The sequence below is a fragment of the Phormidesmis sp. 146-12 genome (assembly GCF_052939495.1).
Map to the genome: position 1 here is coordinate 26,979 of NZ_JBJPHS010000019.1, position 21,230 is coordinate 48,208.

The 21,230-nt window shown below is 49.4% G+C and carries 10 protein-coding genes; 9 read left to right on the forward strand and 1 reads right to left on the reverse strand.

All coding sequences use genetic code 11. The annotated features are described in order from the left end of the window. Positions 1-93: 93 nt before the first annotated feature. Positions 94-1,173: a hypothetical protein gene (locus tag ACKFKF_RS10945; protein ID WP_446867745.1), complete on the reverse strand. Its 1,080-nt coding sequence runs from the start codon at positions 1,171-1,173 to the stop codon at positions 94-96. A gap of 388 nt (positions 1,174-1,561) precedes the next feature. Here ACKFKF_RS10945 and ACKFKF_RS10950 point away from each other — a divergent pair, with 388 nt between their 5' ends. The 9 genes from ACKFKF_RS10950 (at position 1,562) to ACKFKF_RS10990 (ending at position 21,211) form a co-directional block, all read left to right on the forward strand. Further along, positions 1,562-2,896, forward strand: a complete 1,335-nt coding sequence (locus ACKFKF_RS10950; RefSeq protein ID WP_446867746.1) for a ParB N-terminal domain-containing protein — start codon at positions 1,562-1,564, stop codon at positions 2,894-2,896. 626 nt (positions 2,897-3,522) lie between these two features. Next, positions 3,523-3,810: a hypothetical protein gene (locus ACKFKF_RS10955; protein ID WP_446858905.1), complete on the forward strand. Its 288-nt coding sequence runs from the start codon at positions 3,523-3,525 to the stop codon at positions 3,808-3,810. 305 nt (positions 3,811-4,115) lie between these two features. Further along, entirely contained in the window at positions 4,116-8,963 is a 4,848-nt protein-coding gene (locus ACKFKF_RS10960; protein WP_446867747.1) for a beta-ketoacyl synthase N-terminal-like domain-containing protein, read from the forward strand. A gap of 8 nt (positions 8,964-8,971) precedes the next feature. Further along, positions 8,972-9,712 carry a hypothetical protein gene (locus ACKFKF_RS10965; protein ID WP_446858903.1) on the forward strand — a complete coding sequence of 247 codons (741 nt, stop codon included), beginning with the start codon at positions 8,972-8,974 and terminating at the stop codon, positions 9,710-9,712. Between the two features lie 25 nt (positions 9,713-9,737). Then, complete coding sequence (locus ACKFKF_RS10970) at positions 9,738-11,477, forward strand: SDR family NAD(P)-dependent oxidoreductase (protein WP_446867748.1); 1,740 nt, start codon at positions 9,738-9,740, stop codon at positions 11,475-11,477. Between the two features lie 50 nt (positions 11,478-11,527). Then, positions 11,528-17,458 (forward strand): PfaB family protein, encoded by a 5,931-nt coding sequence (locus ACKFKF_RS10975; RefSeq protein WP_446867749.1) that lies wholly within the window; start codon positions 11,528-11,530, stop codon positions 17,456-17,458. 133 nt (positions 17,459-17,591) lie between these two features. Beyond that, positions 17,592-19,235 carry a PfaD family polyunsaturated fatty acid/polyketide biosynthesis protein gene (locus ACKFKF_RS10980; protein WP_446867750.1) on the forward strand — a complete coding sequence of 548 codons (1,644 nt, stop codon included), beginning with the start codon at positions 17,592-17,594 and terminating at the stop codon, positions 19,233-19,235. A gap of 212 nt (positions 19,236-19,447) precedes the next feature. After that, positions 19,448-19,801, forward strand: a complete 354-nt coding sequence (locus tag ACKFKF_RS10985) for a phosphopantetheine-binding protein (protein ID WP_446858899.1) — start codon at positions 19,448-19,450, stop codon at positions 19,799-19,801. A 27-nt stretch (positions 19,802-19,828) separates the two neighbouring features. Then, the gene (locus ACKFKF_RS10990) at positions 19,829-21,211 is read left to right on the forward strand and encodes a thioester reductase domain-containing protein (protein ID WP_446867751.1); all 1,383 of its coding nucleotides are present in this window, start codon (positions 19,829-19,831) and stop codon (positions 21,209-21,211) included. Positions 21,212-21,230: the final 19 nt, after the last annotated feature.

Here is a 21,230-nt window from a genome sequence, read left to right on the forward strand (position 1 = left end):
TTGGCAAGGAGGAGGAAAAAATGAGGTTTGAGTTCAGGGATGGTTGAGCAACTTGCTCTTGATTGTTGACACCTCACTCCTCACTCAAGAACTCTATTGGACTGGAAACAGCTTGTTGATCAAAGAAATTACGGTGGCGGTTTCATCGGAGCTGACGATCGCCCCCCTATCAAGACCAACGATCGTGCTGCTAAACCCATAATCGACGCGGGTCTTTTCGCTTTGAATGTCTACAACGATGCCACTTCCATAGTTCACTTTGGTGAAGCTGGGCTGGACGACGATTTCTCTGCCTTCCCAAGTGATTGTGGTGCTGCCATCGGTTCCTACTGTGACCCGACCTGGCCCTAGATCGATCGTCGAGCCAACTAAAACTGAGGTTGCTTTGCTCCGATCTTTAACCAGGGTGCCGCTCTCTGGGCTGACCACAACTTCCTGACCATCATTCCAGGAAACGACGGTATCGCCTCCCCAATCGACCACAACCTGACCGCTACTGTAGGGGCCATTCCAGGTGCTGACGGTGCCACCCGCAGGATTGACAATCACTCTGCCACTGCTGTCTGCTGAATTCCAAACAGTTGAGGTGCCTTTGCCCAAATCAACCTTCACTAAACCATCGCGATAAGGACGGCTCCAGGTGCTGTCATCGCTAACCCCATCCGAATCGACAATGACTTGACCACCACGATAAGGGCCGCTCCAGGTGCTAGTCGTGCTAGTCGTGCCATCGGGATTGACCACGACCTGACCCCTACTATAAGGGCCACTCCAACTGCTGGTGCCCCCACTCGTTGTCACCGCGCCATCCGCATCGACGACGACTCGACCACCACTATAAGGGCCGCTCCAGGTGCTAGTCGTGCTAGTGGTGCCATCGGGATTGACGACGACCTGACCCCTACTATAAGGGCCGCTCCAACTGCTGGTGCTGTCATTCGTTCTAACCGTTCCATCCGCATTGACGACAACCTGACCGCTGCTGTAAGGGCCGCTCCAGGTGCTGGTGGTGCTGCCGTCTGGATTGACCACGACTTGACCACTACTGTAAGGGCCATTCCAAGAAGAAATTGTGCTATTTGCCGGAACAATCGCCGTATTGAGCGGAGGAAGTAACGGAATCCAATTCAGTGAGGGCAGGGTCAATTGTCCAAAGGGTGAAAAAAGCGACATACAAAATCCTTAAAGAGGGACAACAAGAGCGTTTAAGGTTTTATAGAATGAATGCCCGATCGAGCATCAAGAGAATCAATCTAAGTACGATCACACCCGCTTGTAAGTACCAACACTGCGAAACAACTCTCCCTGGTCACACCAGAATGCAAGCTTTTTACTCAAGATTTTGGCCATCCTACCCAAAAAGGCTGCAAACACTGATACAGTGATGAGAGGAAATAAAGATTTGTTGCGCTGAAAAACTTAACCAACTCAGTCTTGAAGTAGCATTTTTGGCACAGCCCCAGGATAGGGGAATGTGAGATATGATACAGTCATCAAACAGTGAGCGAGAAGAGCGTTGGAATAGCCAATATCTAAAAGTTGAACACAAGATTCTAAACTTATGCCCACTATCGCAATTGATCAAGTCAGCGTTGGGCTTAACCGCCGACCTATCAAAGATGAGAAAGTTGCTGAACTAATGGAGTCCATCAAGGCGAATGGACTACTAAATCCTATTACTATAGACCAAAATTTCAACTTGGTCGCCGGACTTCACCGACTCACCGCTTGTAAGCTGATTGGGCTGACTCAAATTGAGTGTACCATCATTACCTGTGAAGATGCCAACCATAGTCGATTAGCAGAAATTGATGAAAACCTGATCCGCAGTGAGCTAAATGCCCTAGAGCGATCGGAGCTTTGGCTAGAGCGCGATCGTATCCTCGACAAAATGGGGCTAAGAGCCAAACCGGGACAAAATCAATATCGCTCAAAAGGGGGTGAAACCGTTTCACCTTTGCTCAAAACTACTCTAGAACTCGCGAAAGAAACAGGCTACACCGATCGTACCTTTCAGCACGGCAAACAGATCGCTCGGAGCATTGTTCCAGAAGTCAAAGAAATCTTGCGAACCACTGAGTTGGCTAGTAGCCCAACCGCCTTACTCAAAGTGGCCCGCGCCGGAAGCCAGGAGCGTCAGCAGGCAGAACAAGCCGAACAAGCCGCCCAGATCGCTCGTGACCAAAAGCAGCACGCAGAGAGCGACAAACTGACCAGACTCGCTGCGGCGGCCAGGGCAAAACAAAAAGAGTTACAAATTGTAGCGCTGAACGCGATCGCTGCCGAAAAAGAAGCCAAATCTATTGCCAAACAAAGTCAGCGACTGTCAAATTCAGACTTCTCTACAATCACGCCCAACGTTCAGGCTGGGGACGAATGGAACCTGGATCGCCATTTTGTCTACTGCGGCGATACGACCAGTTCTCAGTTTGTCGAGTGCTTGCCCTCTAATGCAGCGCTTGCGATCGCGACCCTTTCGGCGGATTGGCACCACGATTATCTGATCGATGAAGCCAGGGTAGTAGTGGTGTTGCGCTCTGAGGGAACCGTTCACGACTTTTGTCATCAACATCAGATGCCCTTTCAGTTTGAGTGGATGCTGGGCGACCTTTATGCGGCGGTTTTTTCTCGTCAGACGATCTCCAAACCCCAGGCAGCGATCGCCGTGCGCGGAGTTGAAGGAATCGTGGCTTATCTAATCAGTGCTTACGCCCAACCTGGGAATTTTGTGATTGCGCCATTTATGGGTCACGGTGAAGTGTTGATGGTCTGTGAGCGGATGGGGCGCATTTGTTTTGTGGGGGATCAGGAGCCAGACTGTATCGAGCGGGCGATCGCGAACTGGCAGTCTTTCACCGGAAAACAGGCAACCTTTGGAGGAGGGGCTGAACGGTGAGGGGTGGTTTTTGGCACACTGAGCGAAAAAGTGGGGGACTGAAACGGAAAAAACCTCAAGACTCGCGACAACTACGCACCTCAGACCTCTTTTTCTAACTCCGGGGTATTGTGTTTTTTTGATGAAGATTCCGTTAATTTACTGGAAGTTTCCATACCGCCTGTGATAACCTTTCTGCAAATGAAATCGCATCTCTGACCTTCCACCGAAGTTAAGAGACCTGAGATTTCTACGCTCTGAATTGCTGGTCTTGAACGCTTCTGAATCCTGTCATTCTTCTCAAGAGTGGCAGAGTAAGTCCCGGATGGTCTGACTCACACCGTTAGCAGTTCCTCAAGTCACGTAAACAGTATGGCTGGCAAAGGTCTGTACAGCCCACTTCTGACCCAACTGGCAAGGTAAAACAGATGGGTGATTCGCGTAAAGAACTTGGACACAAAGCTTAAATCTGGCTCCCGAAGGTAAATCTTTTCAATTTCTTGACCAATAATGTAGGGTTGACTACTAAGTGACTATCGCTCCTACTCTAGATTTGATTTAAGCAGACACAAGCCCGAAAGATTGATTGTTTTGAGGCTTTGATTTCTAGTATCAAGTCTTGCTCTAATTTTGGGGGATCTACTACTATGGCGTTTATCAGAGTTGACAGTCTTGTCATCAACACTGCTTACATTGCTGCCGTTGACCTTGAAAGCCATACTTCCTCTGGAGAAGACAGTGTAGCGATTTTGATGGTGACTCCCAAGTTCCCGTTGGCTCGGAAGGAAGATATTTCTCATAGTCCTCACCATTACGAATGGCTTGAATTTACTGGCAAAAAGGCGGTGGCCTTGAGAACCTACTTTAGTAGTCTCAACAATGTCATTGATCTACTGCCCAGTTCTTATTATTCAGTTGCGTGTGTTAACTCATAGTTCTCTCGATCGATTAAAAGTTAGGGCAACACTAGCTTTCACTGATTAACCCAGTCATTATAGAGCGTGCATTTTTGGTAGGGCGGCTCACACCCCCTGACCTTCCCACCTGCCGTTGGTGGGCTAACTGTGTGTACTCTCGACAGTCAGGTTAATCACGACGTTAGTTGGTAAAGCGAATTGAATAACCTCTACCGATCAAGTGAGTTTATCTATTTTGGCGAAGCTTATGCTAGTGAGCTATTGATCTCCGATCGCGACGGTTATTTCGCAAGCATTCATCCATCACGAATAAGGGTTTGTCTATGTCTACTTCTAGGATTGACCCGATCTTGGCACAGCTACACAGCGAAGTTGGCAACTTTGAGAAGGCGCTATTAGAGCTAATAAAGAGTAAAAACAAAAAAAAAGCGAGGTCTGAAACATTGGTGGACATCAACAAGACCAATCGGCAGCTCAAAAGCACCCCGATCGCCATTATTGGTATGGCTTCTCTCTTTCCGGAGGCTAAAAATCTTCAGGAATATTGGGACAACATCATGCGCGAGGTGGACTGTATTACCGAAGTTCCGTCGTCTCGCTGGGATGTCGATGAATTCTATGATCCCGACCCCAAAGCACAAGACAAAACCTACTGTAAGCGGGGCGGATTTATCCCAGATATTGACTTTAATCCGATGGAGTTTGGGCTACCTCCCAACATTCTGGAATTTACGGATGTGTCGCAGTTGGTGTCGCTGGTGATTGCCAAAAAAGCGATGGAAGATGCGGGCTATGGGGAGACTCGGCAGTTCGATCGCGATCAGGCTGGTGTGATTCTCGGTGCTGCTGTTGGACGGCCGTTGAGCGGCCCGTTAACTGCCCGAATGCAATACCCCGTCTGGGAAAAAGTTCTTAAAAACAGTGGTTTATCAGATGAAGACACGCGGCGGATTGTTCAAAAAATCAAACTCGCCTACCTCGACTGGGAAGAAAATTCGTTTCCGGGCATGTTGACCAACGTGATCGCGGGACGGATTGCCAATCGGCTTGATTTTGGAGGCACTAACTGCGCGATCGATGCCGCCTGTGCCAGTTCTCTCAGCGCTTTCAAGATGGCAGTCAGTGAATTGAGCGAACACCGCGCCAACTTGATGCTGACCGGGGGCATTGATATTGACAACTCGATCGTCACTTATCTCTGTTTTAGTAAAACGCCTGCGCTTTCCAAACGTCAGGAAAGCCGACCCTTTGATGCAGAGTCTGACGGAATGCTGGTTGGCGAAGGCGTGGGAATGCTGGTGCTGAAGCGATTGGAGGATGCCGAACGGGATGGCGATCGCATCTATGCGGTGATTCGAGGCATTGGTTCTTCTAGTGACGGACGCTACAAAAGCATTTATGCACCTCGCCCAGAAGGGCAAGCCAGAGCCTTGCGACGAGCCTACGAAGAAGCGGGATTTTCTCCAGCCACGGTGGGCTTGATCGAAGCGCATGGAACAGGCACCGCAGCAGGCGATCCGGCGGAGTTTTCGGCGCTGGATCAGGTGTTTCGAGAAGCCGATGCGGAGCAGCAATCGATCGCATTAGGAAGTGTCAAGTCACAGATTGGACATACCAAAGCTGCGGCGGGTGCGGCCAGTTTGATCAAAGCAGTACTGGCACTCCATCACAAAATCCTGCCTGCGACCATCAACATCACATCTCCCAATCCCAAGTTGAGCATTCAAACGTCTCCTTTTTACCTCAACACGCGCACTCGACCGTGGATTCGCCCTGCTGGAGAGCCTCCCAGACGCGCAGGCGTGAGTTCTTTTGGCTTTGGCGGCACTAACTTTCACATCGTGCTGGAAGAATACCAAGCCGAACATCAACAGTCTTATCGATTGCACAGTACGATTCAGACGCTACTCTTGACGGCCGCGACTCCCGAAAAATTGTTGCAGCACTGTCAAACGATTTTGCAGACGTTGCAATCTGAGGGCGGCGATCGAGACTATTTGGCGATCGTAAACGCTTCTAAACACCTGACGCTTGAACAAAATGCCGCTCGATTGGGATTTGTGGCAGGGTCACGCAGCGAAGCCTGTAATCTGTTGCAAATCAGCATTGAGCAGTTGCAGAAAAACCTGACGATTTATGGATGGAACCATCCCCAAGGTATCTACTACCGCAAAAGCGGCATGGTAGGCAAAGTAGTGGCACTGTTTTCGGGGCAGGGATCGCAATATCTCGAAATGGGACGAGAACTCACGCTCAACTTTCCTACCTTGCGAGAAGGACTGGGCGAGATGGATCGGCTGATGATTCAGGATGGGCTAACCCCGTTGTCAGAAGTCGTGTTTCCTGTACCCACCTTTGAGAGCCAATCGCAGCAAGATCAAGTGGCAGCCCTACAGCGAACGGACTACGCCCAACCCGCGATCGGGATCTTCAGCAGCGGACTTTACAAACTATTGCAGCAAGCCGGATTTCAGCCTGATTTTGTAGCAGGACACAGCTTTGGAGAATTGACGGCACTGTGGGCAGCAGGCGTGTTGGGCGATGGGGATTACTACCGTCTAATCAAGGCAAGAGGGCAGGCGATGGCGACTCCCGTAGGAAATAGCGACGCGGGAGGAATGCTGGCGGTGAAGGGGGATGTCAGCCGCATCGAGGCACTGATTCAACCGTTTCCCCAGGTGACGATCGCAAACTTGAATTCTCCTCAACAGGTCGTTTTGGCGGGTGCCAAGTCAGAAATTGCCAAAGTGCAGACGATTTTGCAAGAACAGGGACTCTCTGCGATCGCGCTCCCCGTGGCGGCGGCGTTTCATACTCCCTTAGTTGCCCATGCTCAAAAGCCGTTTGCTCAAGCGGTTGAGTCGGTGACCTTTGCAAATCCTAAAATTCCGGTTTACACCAATGTGACGGGCAAGCAGTATCCCCTGGATGCGCCGACGATTCAAAAAATTCTCAAGGAGCATCTGATCAACAAGGTCTACTTCAGGCAGGAGATCGAGGCGATCTATGCGGATGGCGGTTTTTGCTTTGTGGAATTTGGCCCCAAAAATGTGCTGACCAATCTGGTGAAAGAGATTTTGGCAGACCAACCCCATGAAGCGATCGCTCTGAATGCAAACTGGCGCAAAGATAGCGATCGTCAATTACGTGAGGCGGCGGTGCAGTTGCGGGTTGTGGGGCTACCCTTGGGAGATTTTGACCCCTATCCGCTAGAGCGAATCACGCCTGAAGTCAGTCCCAGAGCCAAAGCGCTGAATGTGCGATTAACAGCGACCAACTACATCAGCGAAAAGACGAGAATGGCGTTTGACATGGCGCTGCAAGATGGGCATAAGGTGACATTGGCGATTCCAGAGGCGATCGTGATGGATCGCTCCCTTGAAGTTGTCTCCACCACAGATTCCAGCCGCAAAGCTGACCTAAACTTAAAAAAAGTTTTGCAATCTACCAAACCCGCACCCAAAGAGCAGTCGCAAAACGGACATTCGACAAACGGACATGCGACGAACGGACATGCGCGCAATGAGCCGCCAAAAGATGAGCCGCTCAAAGAGCAGTCGCAAAACGGACATTCAGCCCAGACGATAAAAGCGGTCGCCCAAGAAGCGGTCGCTCAAAAAGTGACTCAAAAAATGGTTGACTCTGTACCGCTCGATCACTCTGCTCCCCAGCATTCTCAGCCCAAAACGATGACTTCCAAGCCTGAACCTGTTTCCATTCAGCCACCTTCTGAACCCAAGGGACTCCCTATGTCAAACTTACCTTTGCACTACCAACGCATTTTAGAGAGTTTGGAGTCTAGTCTGACGGAATTTAGCCACCGCCAACAAGACATTTTGCAAGTACACGAACAGTATTTGCAGCAGCATATTGACTATGCCCAAGCTTTTCTCGATTTGACTCAGCAGCAGAATGCTTTGTTTGGCAATTCAGACACTGTGACTCCCCAGGCTCAGACGACGGTAGCCGAAAGTCTGGAACGCAGTATGACGCAGTTTCATCAACATCATGGCGAGACGCTGCGGGTTCACGATCGTACGCTACAACATCAAGCAGACCACACTCGCAGTTTCTTTGAGGTTTTGCATTATCAGTATTCTGGACTGGTTTCTGGGGAAGTTGCATCAGAACAGCCTTCTAGACACAATGGGGCAAAGGTTCTACAAGAAAAAGTAGCGGTGTTGTCAGATACCATCTCTGCAAGTTACTCACAAGAAATCGCGACACCTGCGAACATTACACCAAAGGCAGTTCCCCCAGTGAGACAGCCGGAAGCGATCGCTCAACCTATTGCCAAAAATGGTGCTCTCAAGGTTAGTGCGGCTGAGTCTTTCAAGGTTGTGACGACTGTTGAATCGCTTCAGCAAGACATTCCAAAGGTAGTCCAGCCTACAGTCGCTAAAGCTGAAGTTCCCAAAGTCGAAGTTCCAAAAGTCGAAGTTTTACAGCAGGTAGCGTCTGAGCCTAAAACAGATGAAATGGCTGCTCTGGTAGATGCGCTACTAGAAATTGTCAGCGAAAAGACAGGCTATCCGGCAGAAATGTTGGAGTTAGACCTGGACATGGAGGCTGATTTGGGGATTGACTCGATCAAGCGAGTCGAAATCATGGGCACGATGCAGCAGCAGTTTCCTGACTATCCGGTGGCCAACCCCGAAGACTTGGGCGAGTTGCGGACGCTGGGACAAATCATCGAACAAATGCGTCAGGTTGCTTTGGTTGCAGTGCCGACAACTACAAAATCAGATACAAAATCAGAGGAAACTTCCCTACCAGCGATTAACAATCACACTGGAGTATTAGAAGTAGAGTCTGCCAAAGTAGTTGTGACCAAAGAGGTCGAGCCTACTGTTTCTGACCCCGATAACCCGACTTTAGACGATCTCTCAGCTCTGGTGGATGCGCTACTAGAGATTGTCAGCGAAAAGACAGGCTATCCGGCAGAAATGTTGGAGTTAGACCTGGACATGGAGGCTGATTTGGGGATTGACTCGATCAAGCGAGTCGAAATCATGGGCACGATGCAGCAGCAGTTTCCTGACTATCCGGTGGCCAACCCCGAAGACTTGGGCGAGTTGCGGACGCTAAGACAAATCGTTGAGCAGATGAAACAAACTGGGACGGAAAAAAAAACCATTCAGGCACCCGTTTTAGCGAACAGTCCCGCCTGAGTTCACCGTTGCCCAACCATGCGATTCGTCGTCAGACTGTAAGACTGCAATTTTTGCCCGATCCCGATCGCCTCGATTTTGCCTTGCCCAAAGACCAGATTTGTTTGCTGACCGATGAGGGTTCCCCGATGACCATGAAAGTCGCAAAGTCTCTCATCCAGCAAGGTTGGAAGGTCGTCGTCCTGAGCTTTCCACACGCTTTGGTGACCAAACCAACCATTGCAGAGGGAATCAATCGAGTCGTAATGGACGGCTGGAGCGAAGATCAGTTAAAGTGGCAACTCAACACGATCGCAGATACTTACGGCCCGATCGGTGCATTTATTCACCTAAATCCCAGTCTAGAGGACTATCAGAATGCTGGAATCCAGGCTCCCGAAGTAGACAAAGCGATCGTTCAGCAGGTCTTTTTAATCGCCAAACATCTCAAAAAATCGCTGACTCAACCCCGGTCTGTGGGTCGCGCTTGTTTTCTAACAGTGGCTCGACTGGATGGCGCATTTGGTCTAAGTCAGCGGCTCAAGTTTAGTGCAATCAGTGCGGGATTGTTTGGACTCACCAAAACGCTAAATGCTGAATGGGAATCGGTGTTTTGTCGAGCGATCGACCTTAGCCCCCGTCTAGATTTTGGTCAATCCGCCCAGTGTATTCTTGCTGAGTTACATGATCCCGATCGGGGGATTGCTGAAGTCGCTTACGGAGAGCAAGGTAGAGCCACGCTGATTGCAGAAGTCAGCACAATGAGTTAACAACTAGCTTGGAGTCGGGGCACTTATGGTTAATGTGATTGCTCAAATCGATTCAGAATCCGTGTTTTTAGTCAGTGGTGGAGCAAGGGGCGTGACGGCTCAATGTGTACTCCGATTCGCTCAACAGTATCCGTGTAAGTGGATTTTATTGGGACGATCGTCGATCGCGACACCAGAGCCTACCTGGGCAGAGAATTGTTTTGACGAAGCTGAACTCAAAAAACGGGCAATGACCGCACTGCTCGAAACTGGCGAGAAACCAACTCCCGTCAAAGTTCAGAAACAACTCACGGCACTGACTGCCCGACGCGACATCGAGGCTACCTTGCAACAACTAGCCCAGTTAAATCGATCCGCAGAATATCTCAGTGTAGATGTGACTGATCGACCCGCCCTGCAAGAAAAGTTGTCTGGTGTCGTAAATCGACTGGGACGAATTACAGGCATTGTTCACGGCGCTGGAAACCTTGCCGACAAGCTAATTGAGAACAAAACTGCACAGGATTTTGAGTTAGTCTATGCTGCCAAAGTCCAGGGACTAGAAAATCTATTAAGCTGCGTTTCTCCAAACCAACTTCAGCATCTCGTATTGTTCTCATCAGTAGCTGGATTTTACGGCAACGCAGGACAGTCAGACTATGCGATCGCTAACGAAATTCTCAACAAATCGGCTCATCTGATTCGACAACACCATCCTCAATGTCACGTTGTCTCGATCAATTGGGGCCCGTGGGATAGCGGCATGGTCACACCCGAACTCAAACAAGCCTTTGCCGCACGCCAAATAGAAGTCATTCCGCTAGAGGTCGGGGCACAACTGTTTGTGGAAGAGGTAACGGCTCACACAGCGGCTCAAGTTGTGATCGGGAGTCCTCTGACTCGACAGGCTAACCCTCTGGATACAGAACTCAAAACACATCGGATTCATCGTACCCTGACGAGCGATCGCAATCCTTTTTTACAGCATCACGTCATTGGGGGACATCCCGTTTTACCTGCGATGTGCGCGGCCGGTTGGATGATTAGCACCTGTGAACATCTTTATCCTGGCTACCATTTTTTTGGTCTGGAAACCTTCAAAGTTCTCAAAGGCATTGTGTTCGATCGGACTCAGCCAGAAGAGTTTATTGTCGATGTGCAAGAAGTTGCCAAACTCTATAACGAGATTCAGTTTGATGTGAGAATCTGGAGTGAGCCAGAACTCAAAAAGCTGAGATTTCACTACAGTGGTCAGGTGACACTGCGCCGGGAAGCCCTACCCGCACCCATCTACAATGCTTTCAACAATGAGTCTGGCAGCGTCATTTCTGGACAGTCTTATTATCAAGATAAAACGCTGTTTCATGGAGCCTCTTTTCAAGGAATTGAGCAGGTATTGAATATCACTTCAAAACACTTAATCATGCAGTGTTTTCTACCTGGAATTGCGGCAAAAGATCAAGGACAATTTCAAGCAGAAATGTTCAATCCTTACATTCAAGATGTGGGCATTCAAAGTATTTTGATTTGGTTGAGACACTTCCATCAAACCGGGGCGTTGCCGTTAGAAATTCAGCAGATTACTCAATTCAAATCGATCGCCTTTGAGCAGCGCTTTTACGCCGTGATGGAACTGCAACTCAAAACCGAAACCGAAATCGTAGCCAACATCACCGCCTACGACCAGGAGAATGAAGTCTACGCCCGTCTGTCTGGAGTCAAAATGATTATCAGCGATCGCCTTAACCAGCTTTTTGAGCGATCGTCCTCGACCACAACCGTCTAGCCGCAAGTTGCCCATCCCTGAAAGCAGGGAATCGTATCAGGAGATTGATCATGGAGAAAATCGCGATTATTGGGCTATCTTGCCTTTTTCCCGATGCCAAAAGCCCTGCTGAGTTCTGGCAAAACTTAATCAATCAAACCGATTCTATTTCGCTTTCCACCGCAGAACAAATGGGCGTTGACCCGGCAATCTTTTACGATCCAGTCAAGGGAAAAACGGGAAAAACGGGAAAGTATTACTGCATGAAGGGTGGCTACATTAAGAATTTTGAGCTTGACCCCGCAGGCTATCACATTGCTCCCGAAATTCTTCAAAGCTTAGACAGCATTTATCAATGGTCGCTCTACATTGCCAAACAAGCTTTACAAGACAGCGGCTACTTAGAAAATGCTTCTGTTCTTGCTAAATGTGGCGTGATTTTAGGTAACCTTTCTTCACCGACGCGATTTTCTTATCGACTGATTGCTCCCATCTATCAACGCATCATTGCTTCAGCCGTTCAAGAACTCTTTAATCAACCTCAATTCAAGCTCAACAATCTGCCTTGTCCAGATCAGATGTCGATTTTGAATGGGCTAACGGCTGGGTATCCGTCGGCGATCGTAGCCCAGGCATTAGGACTTTCTGGCATTAACTTTTCACTGGATGCCGCCTGTGCGTCGTCGCTCTATGCAGTTAAGTTGGCGTGTCACTACTTGTCCTCTGGCAAAGCTGATTTGATGTTAGCGGGAGCCGTAAGCTGCACTGATCCCTTCATGACGCATACGGCGTTTTCGCTATTTCAGGCTTACTCTGATGATGGCATCAGTCGCCCACTCGATCAGGATTCTGGTGGTTTGATGACGGGAGAAGGCGCGGGAATGCTGGCACTCAAACGCTATAGTGATGCGGTCAGAGATGGCGATCGTATCTATGCCACAATTCTCGGACTGGGACTCTCCAATGATGGCAGAGGCAAGCACTTTCTTAGCCCAAATCCCAGAGGTCAGGTACTAGCTTTTGAGCGGGCCTACGCGGCGGCAGACATTGATCCGCAGTCGATTCAGTATGTCGAATGTCATGGCACAGGTACGCCCCTGGGCGATCGTACCGAACTCAACTCAATGGATACCTTTTTTGGGCAATATGGCGGCAAGCCTAAAATCGGCTCCGTCAAATCCAACATTGGGCACCTACTGACGGCTGCGGGAATGCCCAGTATGCTCAAGGTGATTTTGAGTATGAATGAAGGAGTGATTCCGCCGACGCTCAATCTTCAGGAGCCACTGAGTTCTGTTAACAATGTGATCGCACCTGAACAGATCGTCAAATCTGTCACTCCCTGGAATAGCCAAACTCCGATAAAACGCGCTGCTGTCAGTGCTTTTGGCTTTGGGGGCACCAATTCTCACCTGGTACTAGAACACGGAACTTCTAATAAAGTTCTTCCTCCCACTAATCCAGTAGAACTGCCCAAACTCGCGATCGTTGGCATGGATGCGTTTTTTGGTCAGTGTCATAGTCTGGATGCCTTCGATCGCTGTATCTATGAGGGATCTCAGCAGTTTATTCCGCTACCCAGCGATCGCTGGCGGGGGTTTGAGAAACTACAATCGCTGATGACGGATGCTGACTTGCCCAATGCTGAACCCCCGCTGGGAGCCTATATCAAAGAATTTGAACTAGACTATCTGCATTTTCGCATTCCTCCCGACGCAAACGATCAGCCCATTCCTCAGCAGTTGTTGATTCTCAAAGTAGCCGACGATGCGCTCCGCGATGCTGGGCTAGAAGAAGGAGCTAATGTGGCGGTGATTGTGGCGATGTCTACTGAGCTTGCGTCTCACCAACATCGAGCCCGCTGTGATTGGCTCTGGCAGGGAGAAGAAGCCTTGGCTAAAGTGGGCATTGTTCTACCTCCTGAGAAGAAAGAGGAACTAGAAGAAATTCTCAAAGAAGGCTTCCAAAAGGGGCCGATGCAGGTGAATCAGTGCATTAGCTTTATTGGCAACATTATGGCCAGCCGGATCTCTACGGTCTGGGATTTCACAGGCCCGACGTTCACGGTTTCTGCTGAAGAGAATTCTGTGTTCAAAGCGTTAGAAGTTGCTCAAATGCTACTGTCTGATAATACGGTGGATGCTGTTCTAGTAGGAGCGGTTGACCTGACTGGTGGGGTTGAGAATGTTTTACTCAGAAGCCAGATTGCTCCCTTGAACACCGGGACAGCTACCCTGGGCTGCGATCGCGCCAGCAATGGTTGGATGGTCGGAGAAGGAGCGGGAGCCGTCGTCGTCAAGCGTCTGGACACTGCTCAGGACGATCGCGTTTATGCGGTAGTTGATGCGATTAGTCTAGTACAGGATGAGCCAACTCGCTCTAACAACTTACCTTTGTCGCCTCAGCCCCAAGCTGTTGATCAGTCCTGTCAGCAAGCATTTCAGCAAGCAGGCATTACGCCCGATGAAGTAGGCTATGTAGAAATGTTTGGCAGCGGGATTGCTGAAGAAGATGCAGCAGAAGTTGCGGGACTAACTCGTGCTTATCAATCGGGGGCTGAATTGAATTGTGCGATCGGCAGCGTCAAAGCCAACATTGGACACACCTTCTCAGCGTCTGGGATGGCAAGTCTGATCAAAACAGCACTCTGTCTCTATCACCGCTACATTCCCGCAACCCCTCGCTGGTCACGTCCCAAACAGCCAGAACTATGGCAGGGCAGTCCTTTCTATGTTGCTACAGATTCTCGACCCTGGTCAGTGCCCGATCGCGCCCTCAAACGCACTGCCGCAATTAACGGCTTGGGACTCGATCGCACCTATGCCCACGTAATTTTGTCAGAAGATCCCAACCAGTCCAGCCGAAGTAATCGGGTGTTAGAACAGCTTCCGTTTCGGCTATTTCCGATCGCAGGTGACGATCGCGCCAGCATTCTAAATCAGCTAGCGGGTCTTGAGCAGATTTTGGATCAGTCTTCCTCCCTCGTCATTGCTTCTGGAAGAGCATTCGAGACATTTCGCGCTCAGTCTAGATCTACTTACACGGCAGCGATCGTGGGGCATAGCAAAGAAGACATTCGGCGTGAAGTCGATCGGGCCCGAAGTGGAATTGCCAAAGCCTTTGAGCAGAATGGAGAGTGGAAAACACCGCTAGGCAGCTACTTCACCGCGAATCCCCTGGGTAAAGGGGGTCATGTTGCCTTTGTGTATCCGGGTGCATTTACGTCTTACATCGGTATGGGGCGAGAAGCCTACCGATTGTTTCCCAACTTATTCGACAAGCTGACTTTATTTGGGGAAACCAACCTTCAGCAACAGCAATCTCACCAATCTAATCAAGCCTTGTATCCCCGCAGTTTAGAAGCTTTTTCAGTGCGGCAACTAGAAGCGTTAGAACTCCAAATGATCGGAGACGCTAACAATATGCTGATGGCTGGTACGCTCTCGACGATGGTGGCGACGGCGATGCTCAAAGATCATTTTCAGGTGCAGCCCAAAATTGCTTTTGGTTACAGTCTGGGCGAAGTGAGCATGATGTTTTCGCTCAATGTTTGGACAAGTTCAGAATCTATTGCCCACGGTGCAGATGATTCTCCATTGTTTCAGACAAGGCTTTCTGGCCCTAAAAATGCTGTGCGCGACTATTGGGGATTGCCCCCCAGTCAGGAGGCCGCCAGCGACGATTTTTGGAGTACCTACGTTGTGATGACGAAGGCTGATCGTGTTCTGGAAGCCTTGAAGCAAACCGATCGCGTGTATCTAACCCACATCAATACTCCCAATGAAGTCGTCGTTGCTGGAGATGCTAAAAGCTGTCAGCAGATGATCGATCGCCTGGAGTGTGAATCTTTTCGGGCACCTGCTAACTATGTGCTGCACTGTGAACCCATGCGGTCTGAATACAATGAGTTTGCCAGGTGGATGGTGTTGCCTACGCAGAAGATTGAAGACGTAAATCTCTACACGGCTGCTACCTACAACAAGTCGATCTTAGATAGTCAGAAGATTGCCCACAATGTTGCTGAAGCGCTAACTCGACCTTTGAACTTTCCGCGTCTAGTCGATCGCGTCTATGCTGACGGAGCCAGAATTTTTATAGAAGTCGGCCCAGGGGGCACCTGCTCTCGTTGGATTCGAGAAACCCTGAAGCACAAGCCTCATACTACGATCCCCATTGTGACGAGAGGGGTTGAAGATGCGGTGTCGATCGTGCGACTACTAGCCAAGTTGGTGAGCCATCAAATTCCCGTTGATTTGTCTTCTCTGTATCCTCCCATCGTCGATCGTAAGGCTCGATCGCTGATCAAAACTGTGACCTTGGGAGGTCAGGACATTCGAGCCGCTATTCTCACTGAGGAAAATCGGAAAATCTTTGCGGAGTACAGGTCGCCTGATTCTACTCAGAGCAGCCCCGCTAAGAGTCCACTCTTTCCTTATCGCAAGCCCAGCGACCCGCTACCCCAGACGATTCCCGCTCTAGAACGGCTTTATTCTTTGTCTTCAACCTCTCTCCGCCCTATGTCCAAGCTCTACCAAACGCTTAGAGAAAACCTCACACTCACAACTCAAACTCAGCGTACCTTCCTACAAACTCGCCAGGAATCACTACAGCAATTGAGTAGCCTGATCCAACTTCAAGTCAGTGCTTTGCAACAGATGATAGGCAGTCCAAACGACACAGGATATAGGACAGGAGACAGTGGACAGGAGACGGGAGACAAGGGACAACAGACAATAGACAGAAGACAAGCTTCCCCGCCTCGCCATACCCCTAAAGAACCTACTAAACTTACGCCTCCCCCTGCTCAACCTGCAACTTCCTTCGATCGCCCCCTAATTTTTGACGAAGCCCAGGTATTAGAATTTGCAGAAGGTAAGCTGTCTAAAGTGTTTGGGTCAGAGTATGCGATCGTAGATACTTATCCTCGACGGGTGCGCCTCCCCATGCCGCCCTACTTATTTATTAGTCGCGTTACCAAAATGCAGGCAAAGCGAGGCTGTTTTGAACCCTGCTTTATCGAAACTGAGTTTGACCTTCCTGATACAGCAGGCTATCCCGTTCCCTGTGCAATGTTTATCGAGGCCTGCCAGGGCAACATGATTTTGATCAGCTACCTAGGCATCGATTTTGAGATCAAAGGAGAACGAGTTTATCGCGCCTTGGACGGCATTGCTAGCTTTGTTGGAGACTTGCCCCAACCCGGTGAAACCATTCGCTGCTGTGTACAGATTACGTCGTTTGTGAGAAGTGGCGATACGCTGCTGTACTTCTTTGAGTTTGAAATCTTTGTGGGCGATCGCAAGTTTCTCGAAGCCCGTGGAGGCGCAGGATTCTTTACTGACGACGAACTGAAAAAAGGGCAAGGGGTAACCTTGAGCGATCGAGAAAAAGCCGCCCGTAACCAAATTCAAAAACAGTCCTTCAAGCCACTGTTGCCTTGTTCAAAAACCTACTTTGACAAGGCTGATCTGATTGGACTCAGTGAAGGCGATTTCTCTTGTTTTGGAGCCGACTACCATCCTCGCGATCGCAATCCTGCCCTGAGATTTCCATTACCTTTGACGCAAATGGTCGATCGGATTGTAGCGATCGATCCCACGGGTGGAGCCTGGGGACTAGGACTCATTGTTGCCGAAAAAGACCTGAATCCAGAACACTGGTACTTCAACTGTCACTTTAAAGACGACTACTGTCTACCTGGTACGCTGATTGGAGAAGGCTGCTCTCAAGTTTCTGTCTTCTATGCTCTCTACCTGGGACTACAAACTCGCACCCAAAACGCCAAATTTGACCCCATCATGCACCTCACCCAATCTGGTCGCAGCCGTGGCCAAGTCACCCCCACCTCTGGCACCCTCACCTATCAGCTAGAAATCACAGAAATTGGTCTAGAACCCACTCCTTACCTGAAAGCCGATGCTTCCGTCATCTTCGAGGGTAAAACCATTTCATTCATCAAAAACCTAGGAACTCGCCTAGTCGAGCAAACCATTAGCGATTAAGTATTAGAGCGATTCACCTGGCAACGCCTGAAAACACACAATTGTAGTTCACCACCCAGCACATGCTTTGAACCACAAGTTTTGTAAGCAGTGCCCCTACTAGACTTCATCCCTCATCCCTCATACCTCCCCCATGCTCACCCTCACCCCCAACGGCATCCACAGTTCCAAAGCGCTCACCCAACAGGCACAACCCTGGCAAGTAGCGTTTGATGACATTACCTTCGACCCGATCGACATTCAATCAAAACTACTAGACCTCGAACACCCCTATCACATCGTCTGCATCAATGGGCAAATAGGCGTTACCCAAACTGGACATCTTGCTTACGGCAACGGCAACACAGCACAGGTCGATCGCCTCCTCACTTCCCCCGCTATGACCCTTCAACAGTTAGGCGATCCGAGCTTTCTCAGCTTTCATGGGGTTCGGTTTGCCTACACAACAGGCGCAATGGCGGGAGGGATTGCTTCTGAAGAATTAGTGATTGCTTTAGGCAGACAGCGAATTTTGGCATCTTTTGGCGCAGGTGGTGTTCCTCGTTCTCGAATTGAGGCAGCGATTAATCGAATTCAGCTTGCGCTACCGATCGGGCCCTATGCCTTCAATCTCATCCACAGTCCCAGTGAGCCAGCCTTAGAACGCGGAGCCGTTGATCTGTTTCTCAAGTATCGAGTCAGAACAATAGAAGCCTCTGCCTTTCTCGATTTGACTCCCAATATTGTCTACTACCGGGCTGCTGGACTAACCCTAAATTCTGCCAATCAGATTCAGATCAAAAACAAAGTAATTGCCAAAGTGTCTCGTCGAGAAGTTGCCGCCAAGTTTCTACAACCTGCTCCTCTTCACCTACTAAAGCCACTGGTCGAACAAGGCTTAATTACTGAACTGCAAGCAACGCTGGCCGAACAAGTGCCAATGGCAGACGACATCACTGTAGAAGCCGATTCGGGTGGACACACTGACAATCGATCGCTGGTTTGCCTACTCCCCGCCATTCTTAATCTAAGAGACGAAATTCAAGCACAGTGTGGCTACGAACAAGTCGTCAGAATCGGCGCGGCGGGCGGAATTGGCACTCCAGAATCAGCACTCGCGGCTTTTACGATGGGGGCTGCTTATGTCGTAACTGGATCAGTGAATCAGTCTTGCATTGAAGCGGCGGCTTCTCCCCACACCAAACAACTGTTAGCTCAGGCTGAAATGCCGGATGTGATGATGGCTCCCGCAGCCGATATGTTTGAGATGGGTGTCAAACTACAAGTGTTAAAAAAAGGCACCCTCTTTCCAGTCCGAGCACAAAAGCTCTACGAGATTTACAACCGCTATCAGAGCATTGATGAGATTCCGATCGCCGATCGACAACAACTAGAAAAGCAAATCTTTCGCCGTAGTTTGGATGAAGTCTGGGCAGGTACTGTGGAGTTTTTTAGCCAACGAGATCCCGACCAGATCACGCGCGCCGAGGACAACCCAAAACGTAAGATGGCACTAATTTTTCGCTGGTATCTAGGCTTATCGTCTCGCTGGTCAAACTCTGGTGAAAAAGGAAGAGAACTCGACTACCAAATCTGGTGTGGGCCAGCAATGGGAGCCTTCAACGACTGGGTAAAAGGATCTTATTTAGAGAATCCGAGCGATCGCCGAGTCGTCGATGTTGCCTTTCAAATCATGACTGGAGCCGCTTTCTTACATCGTCTACAAGGTCTAAAGGTTCAGGGACTACATTTTCCGGCTGTTTATAGTCGATATCGACCGAGGAGGGATGAGGGATGAAAAAGTTGGATTGCTCTGCTTAACTGGGGACTATTAGAAAGATCAGCCTCCCTAGCCACCTTGAATCATTTGTGAGAAACGTTAAAGAACGGGTTCTTAGTCATTTGTTCTTAGCGTTACGACTGATTACTAACTACTAATCACCGAATTCTCACAGCTCAAATAGAATAGCTATCGTCACGATCACTTTTGTTGAATTTGGAGAAGTGCAAATGAACCAGTCCAGTGCTGACACAATCGCTCAACTCCCCAAGACCACAGACAATATTCAGTCCTGGTTTGTAGCGCAGATTGCCGAGCAGTTGGCGGTTGATCCGGGTGAAATTGATGTTCGAGAAACCTTTGAGAACTATAGTTTAGACTCGGCTCAAGCATTAGCCGTTGCGGGCCGTGCCGAAAAGTTTCTGGGATTTCAACTTTCGCCTACTTTGTTGTGGCATTACCCCACGATCGCTGCCCTCTCAGAACGTCTTGCTGAAGAAGCTGCCTCTGATGCTGATCTATTAGCTGCGATCGACGACGAAACTCTGGCTCAAGCCCTGGCAGAAATTGAGCAGCAAACCTAGTAGCAAAGTTCTAGTACCACACTACCCATGACCAACCTCTCAACTCGTATCGAAAATCTTTCTCCAGAACAACGACAACGGCTGGTACAGCGACTTCAAGAAAAAACGGGAACAACTCGTCGCATTGCTAGTCCGACAGCCGTGGATTTGGAAACTGAAGCAATTCTTGACTCAGCAATTTCTCCTCAAGGTAAGCCTGTTGAAACTACAATCCACCCGCGATCGATTTTCTTCACCGGAGGAACTGGTTTTTTAGGAGCGTTTCTGCTGGTTGAACTGCTGAATCAAACTCATGCTACATTCTACTGTCTAGTCCGGGCAAACAGTCTGGAAGCAGGTAAACAGCGCATTCAACAAAATCTCAAAGAGTATGGTATCTGGCACGATCGCTTTAGTTCTCGAATCATTCCTGTTTTGGGTGATTTAGAACAGCCACAAATGGGCATTCCTGCTGAACTATGGGGAACGCTGTCGGCTGACATTGATGTAATCTATCACAATGCCGCTTCTCTCAATTTTGTCTTCCCCTACTCGGTGGTAAAGCCGATGAATGTTTTGGGAACGCAGGAAGTCCTTCGCCTGGCTTGTCAGACCAAAGTTAAACGGCTCCACTATGCCTCTACTTATGCAGTGTTTGAGTCTCCGGCTTACGCTGGTAAAATCGTAGCTGAGGCAGATTCAGTTGACCACAGTGAAGGAATTGCCCTGGGCTACACCAAAACAAAATGGGTTGCTGAGAAGCTAGTTCAGTCTGCTCGATCGCGCGGTTTGCCTGTTTGTATTTATCGTTTGCCATTAATTTCTGGACACAGCAAGACGGGAGCCTGGAATCTGAAGGACTTCACCTGTCTAATGATCAAAGGCTGTGTTCAGATGAAATGCTGGCCGATATTAGATAGCTTGATTAGCATGTCTCCAGTAGACTACACGGCTCAAGCGATCGCTTACCTCTCCCAACAGCCAACATCTCTAGGACAAAACTTTCATCTAACTAACCCCAACCCAGTCCATGTGACTGAAGTACAGCAACAGAGTCGTTCTAAAGGTCTGTTTGAGTATCTTCCCTATGATCAGTGGCAAGCACGATTAGTTGAAGCCACGCGATCGCAAGACAACGCTCTATCAACCCTGAAACCGTTTTTCTTGGAACCGTGGACTGACGAACAACTCACCATTCCAGAGATGTATCAGCGGTCTAGAACACCGATTCTCGATTGTCAAGCAACGCTCAAAGCTTTGGCAGGAAGCTCGATTGTTTGCCCTCCCTTCGATCGTAAGCTGATGACTACTTACCTTTTCTACTTCGTTCAGAATAACTTTCTGAATGCTGAGACGCTGGGACGCTCCAGGTTTCTTGCACTAAAGCTCTTACTGCCTTTCCACCGACTCAAGCAATGGTTCCGTAGCTGAGATAACAACCATATTTCAA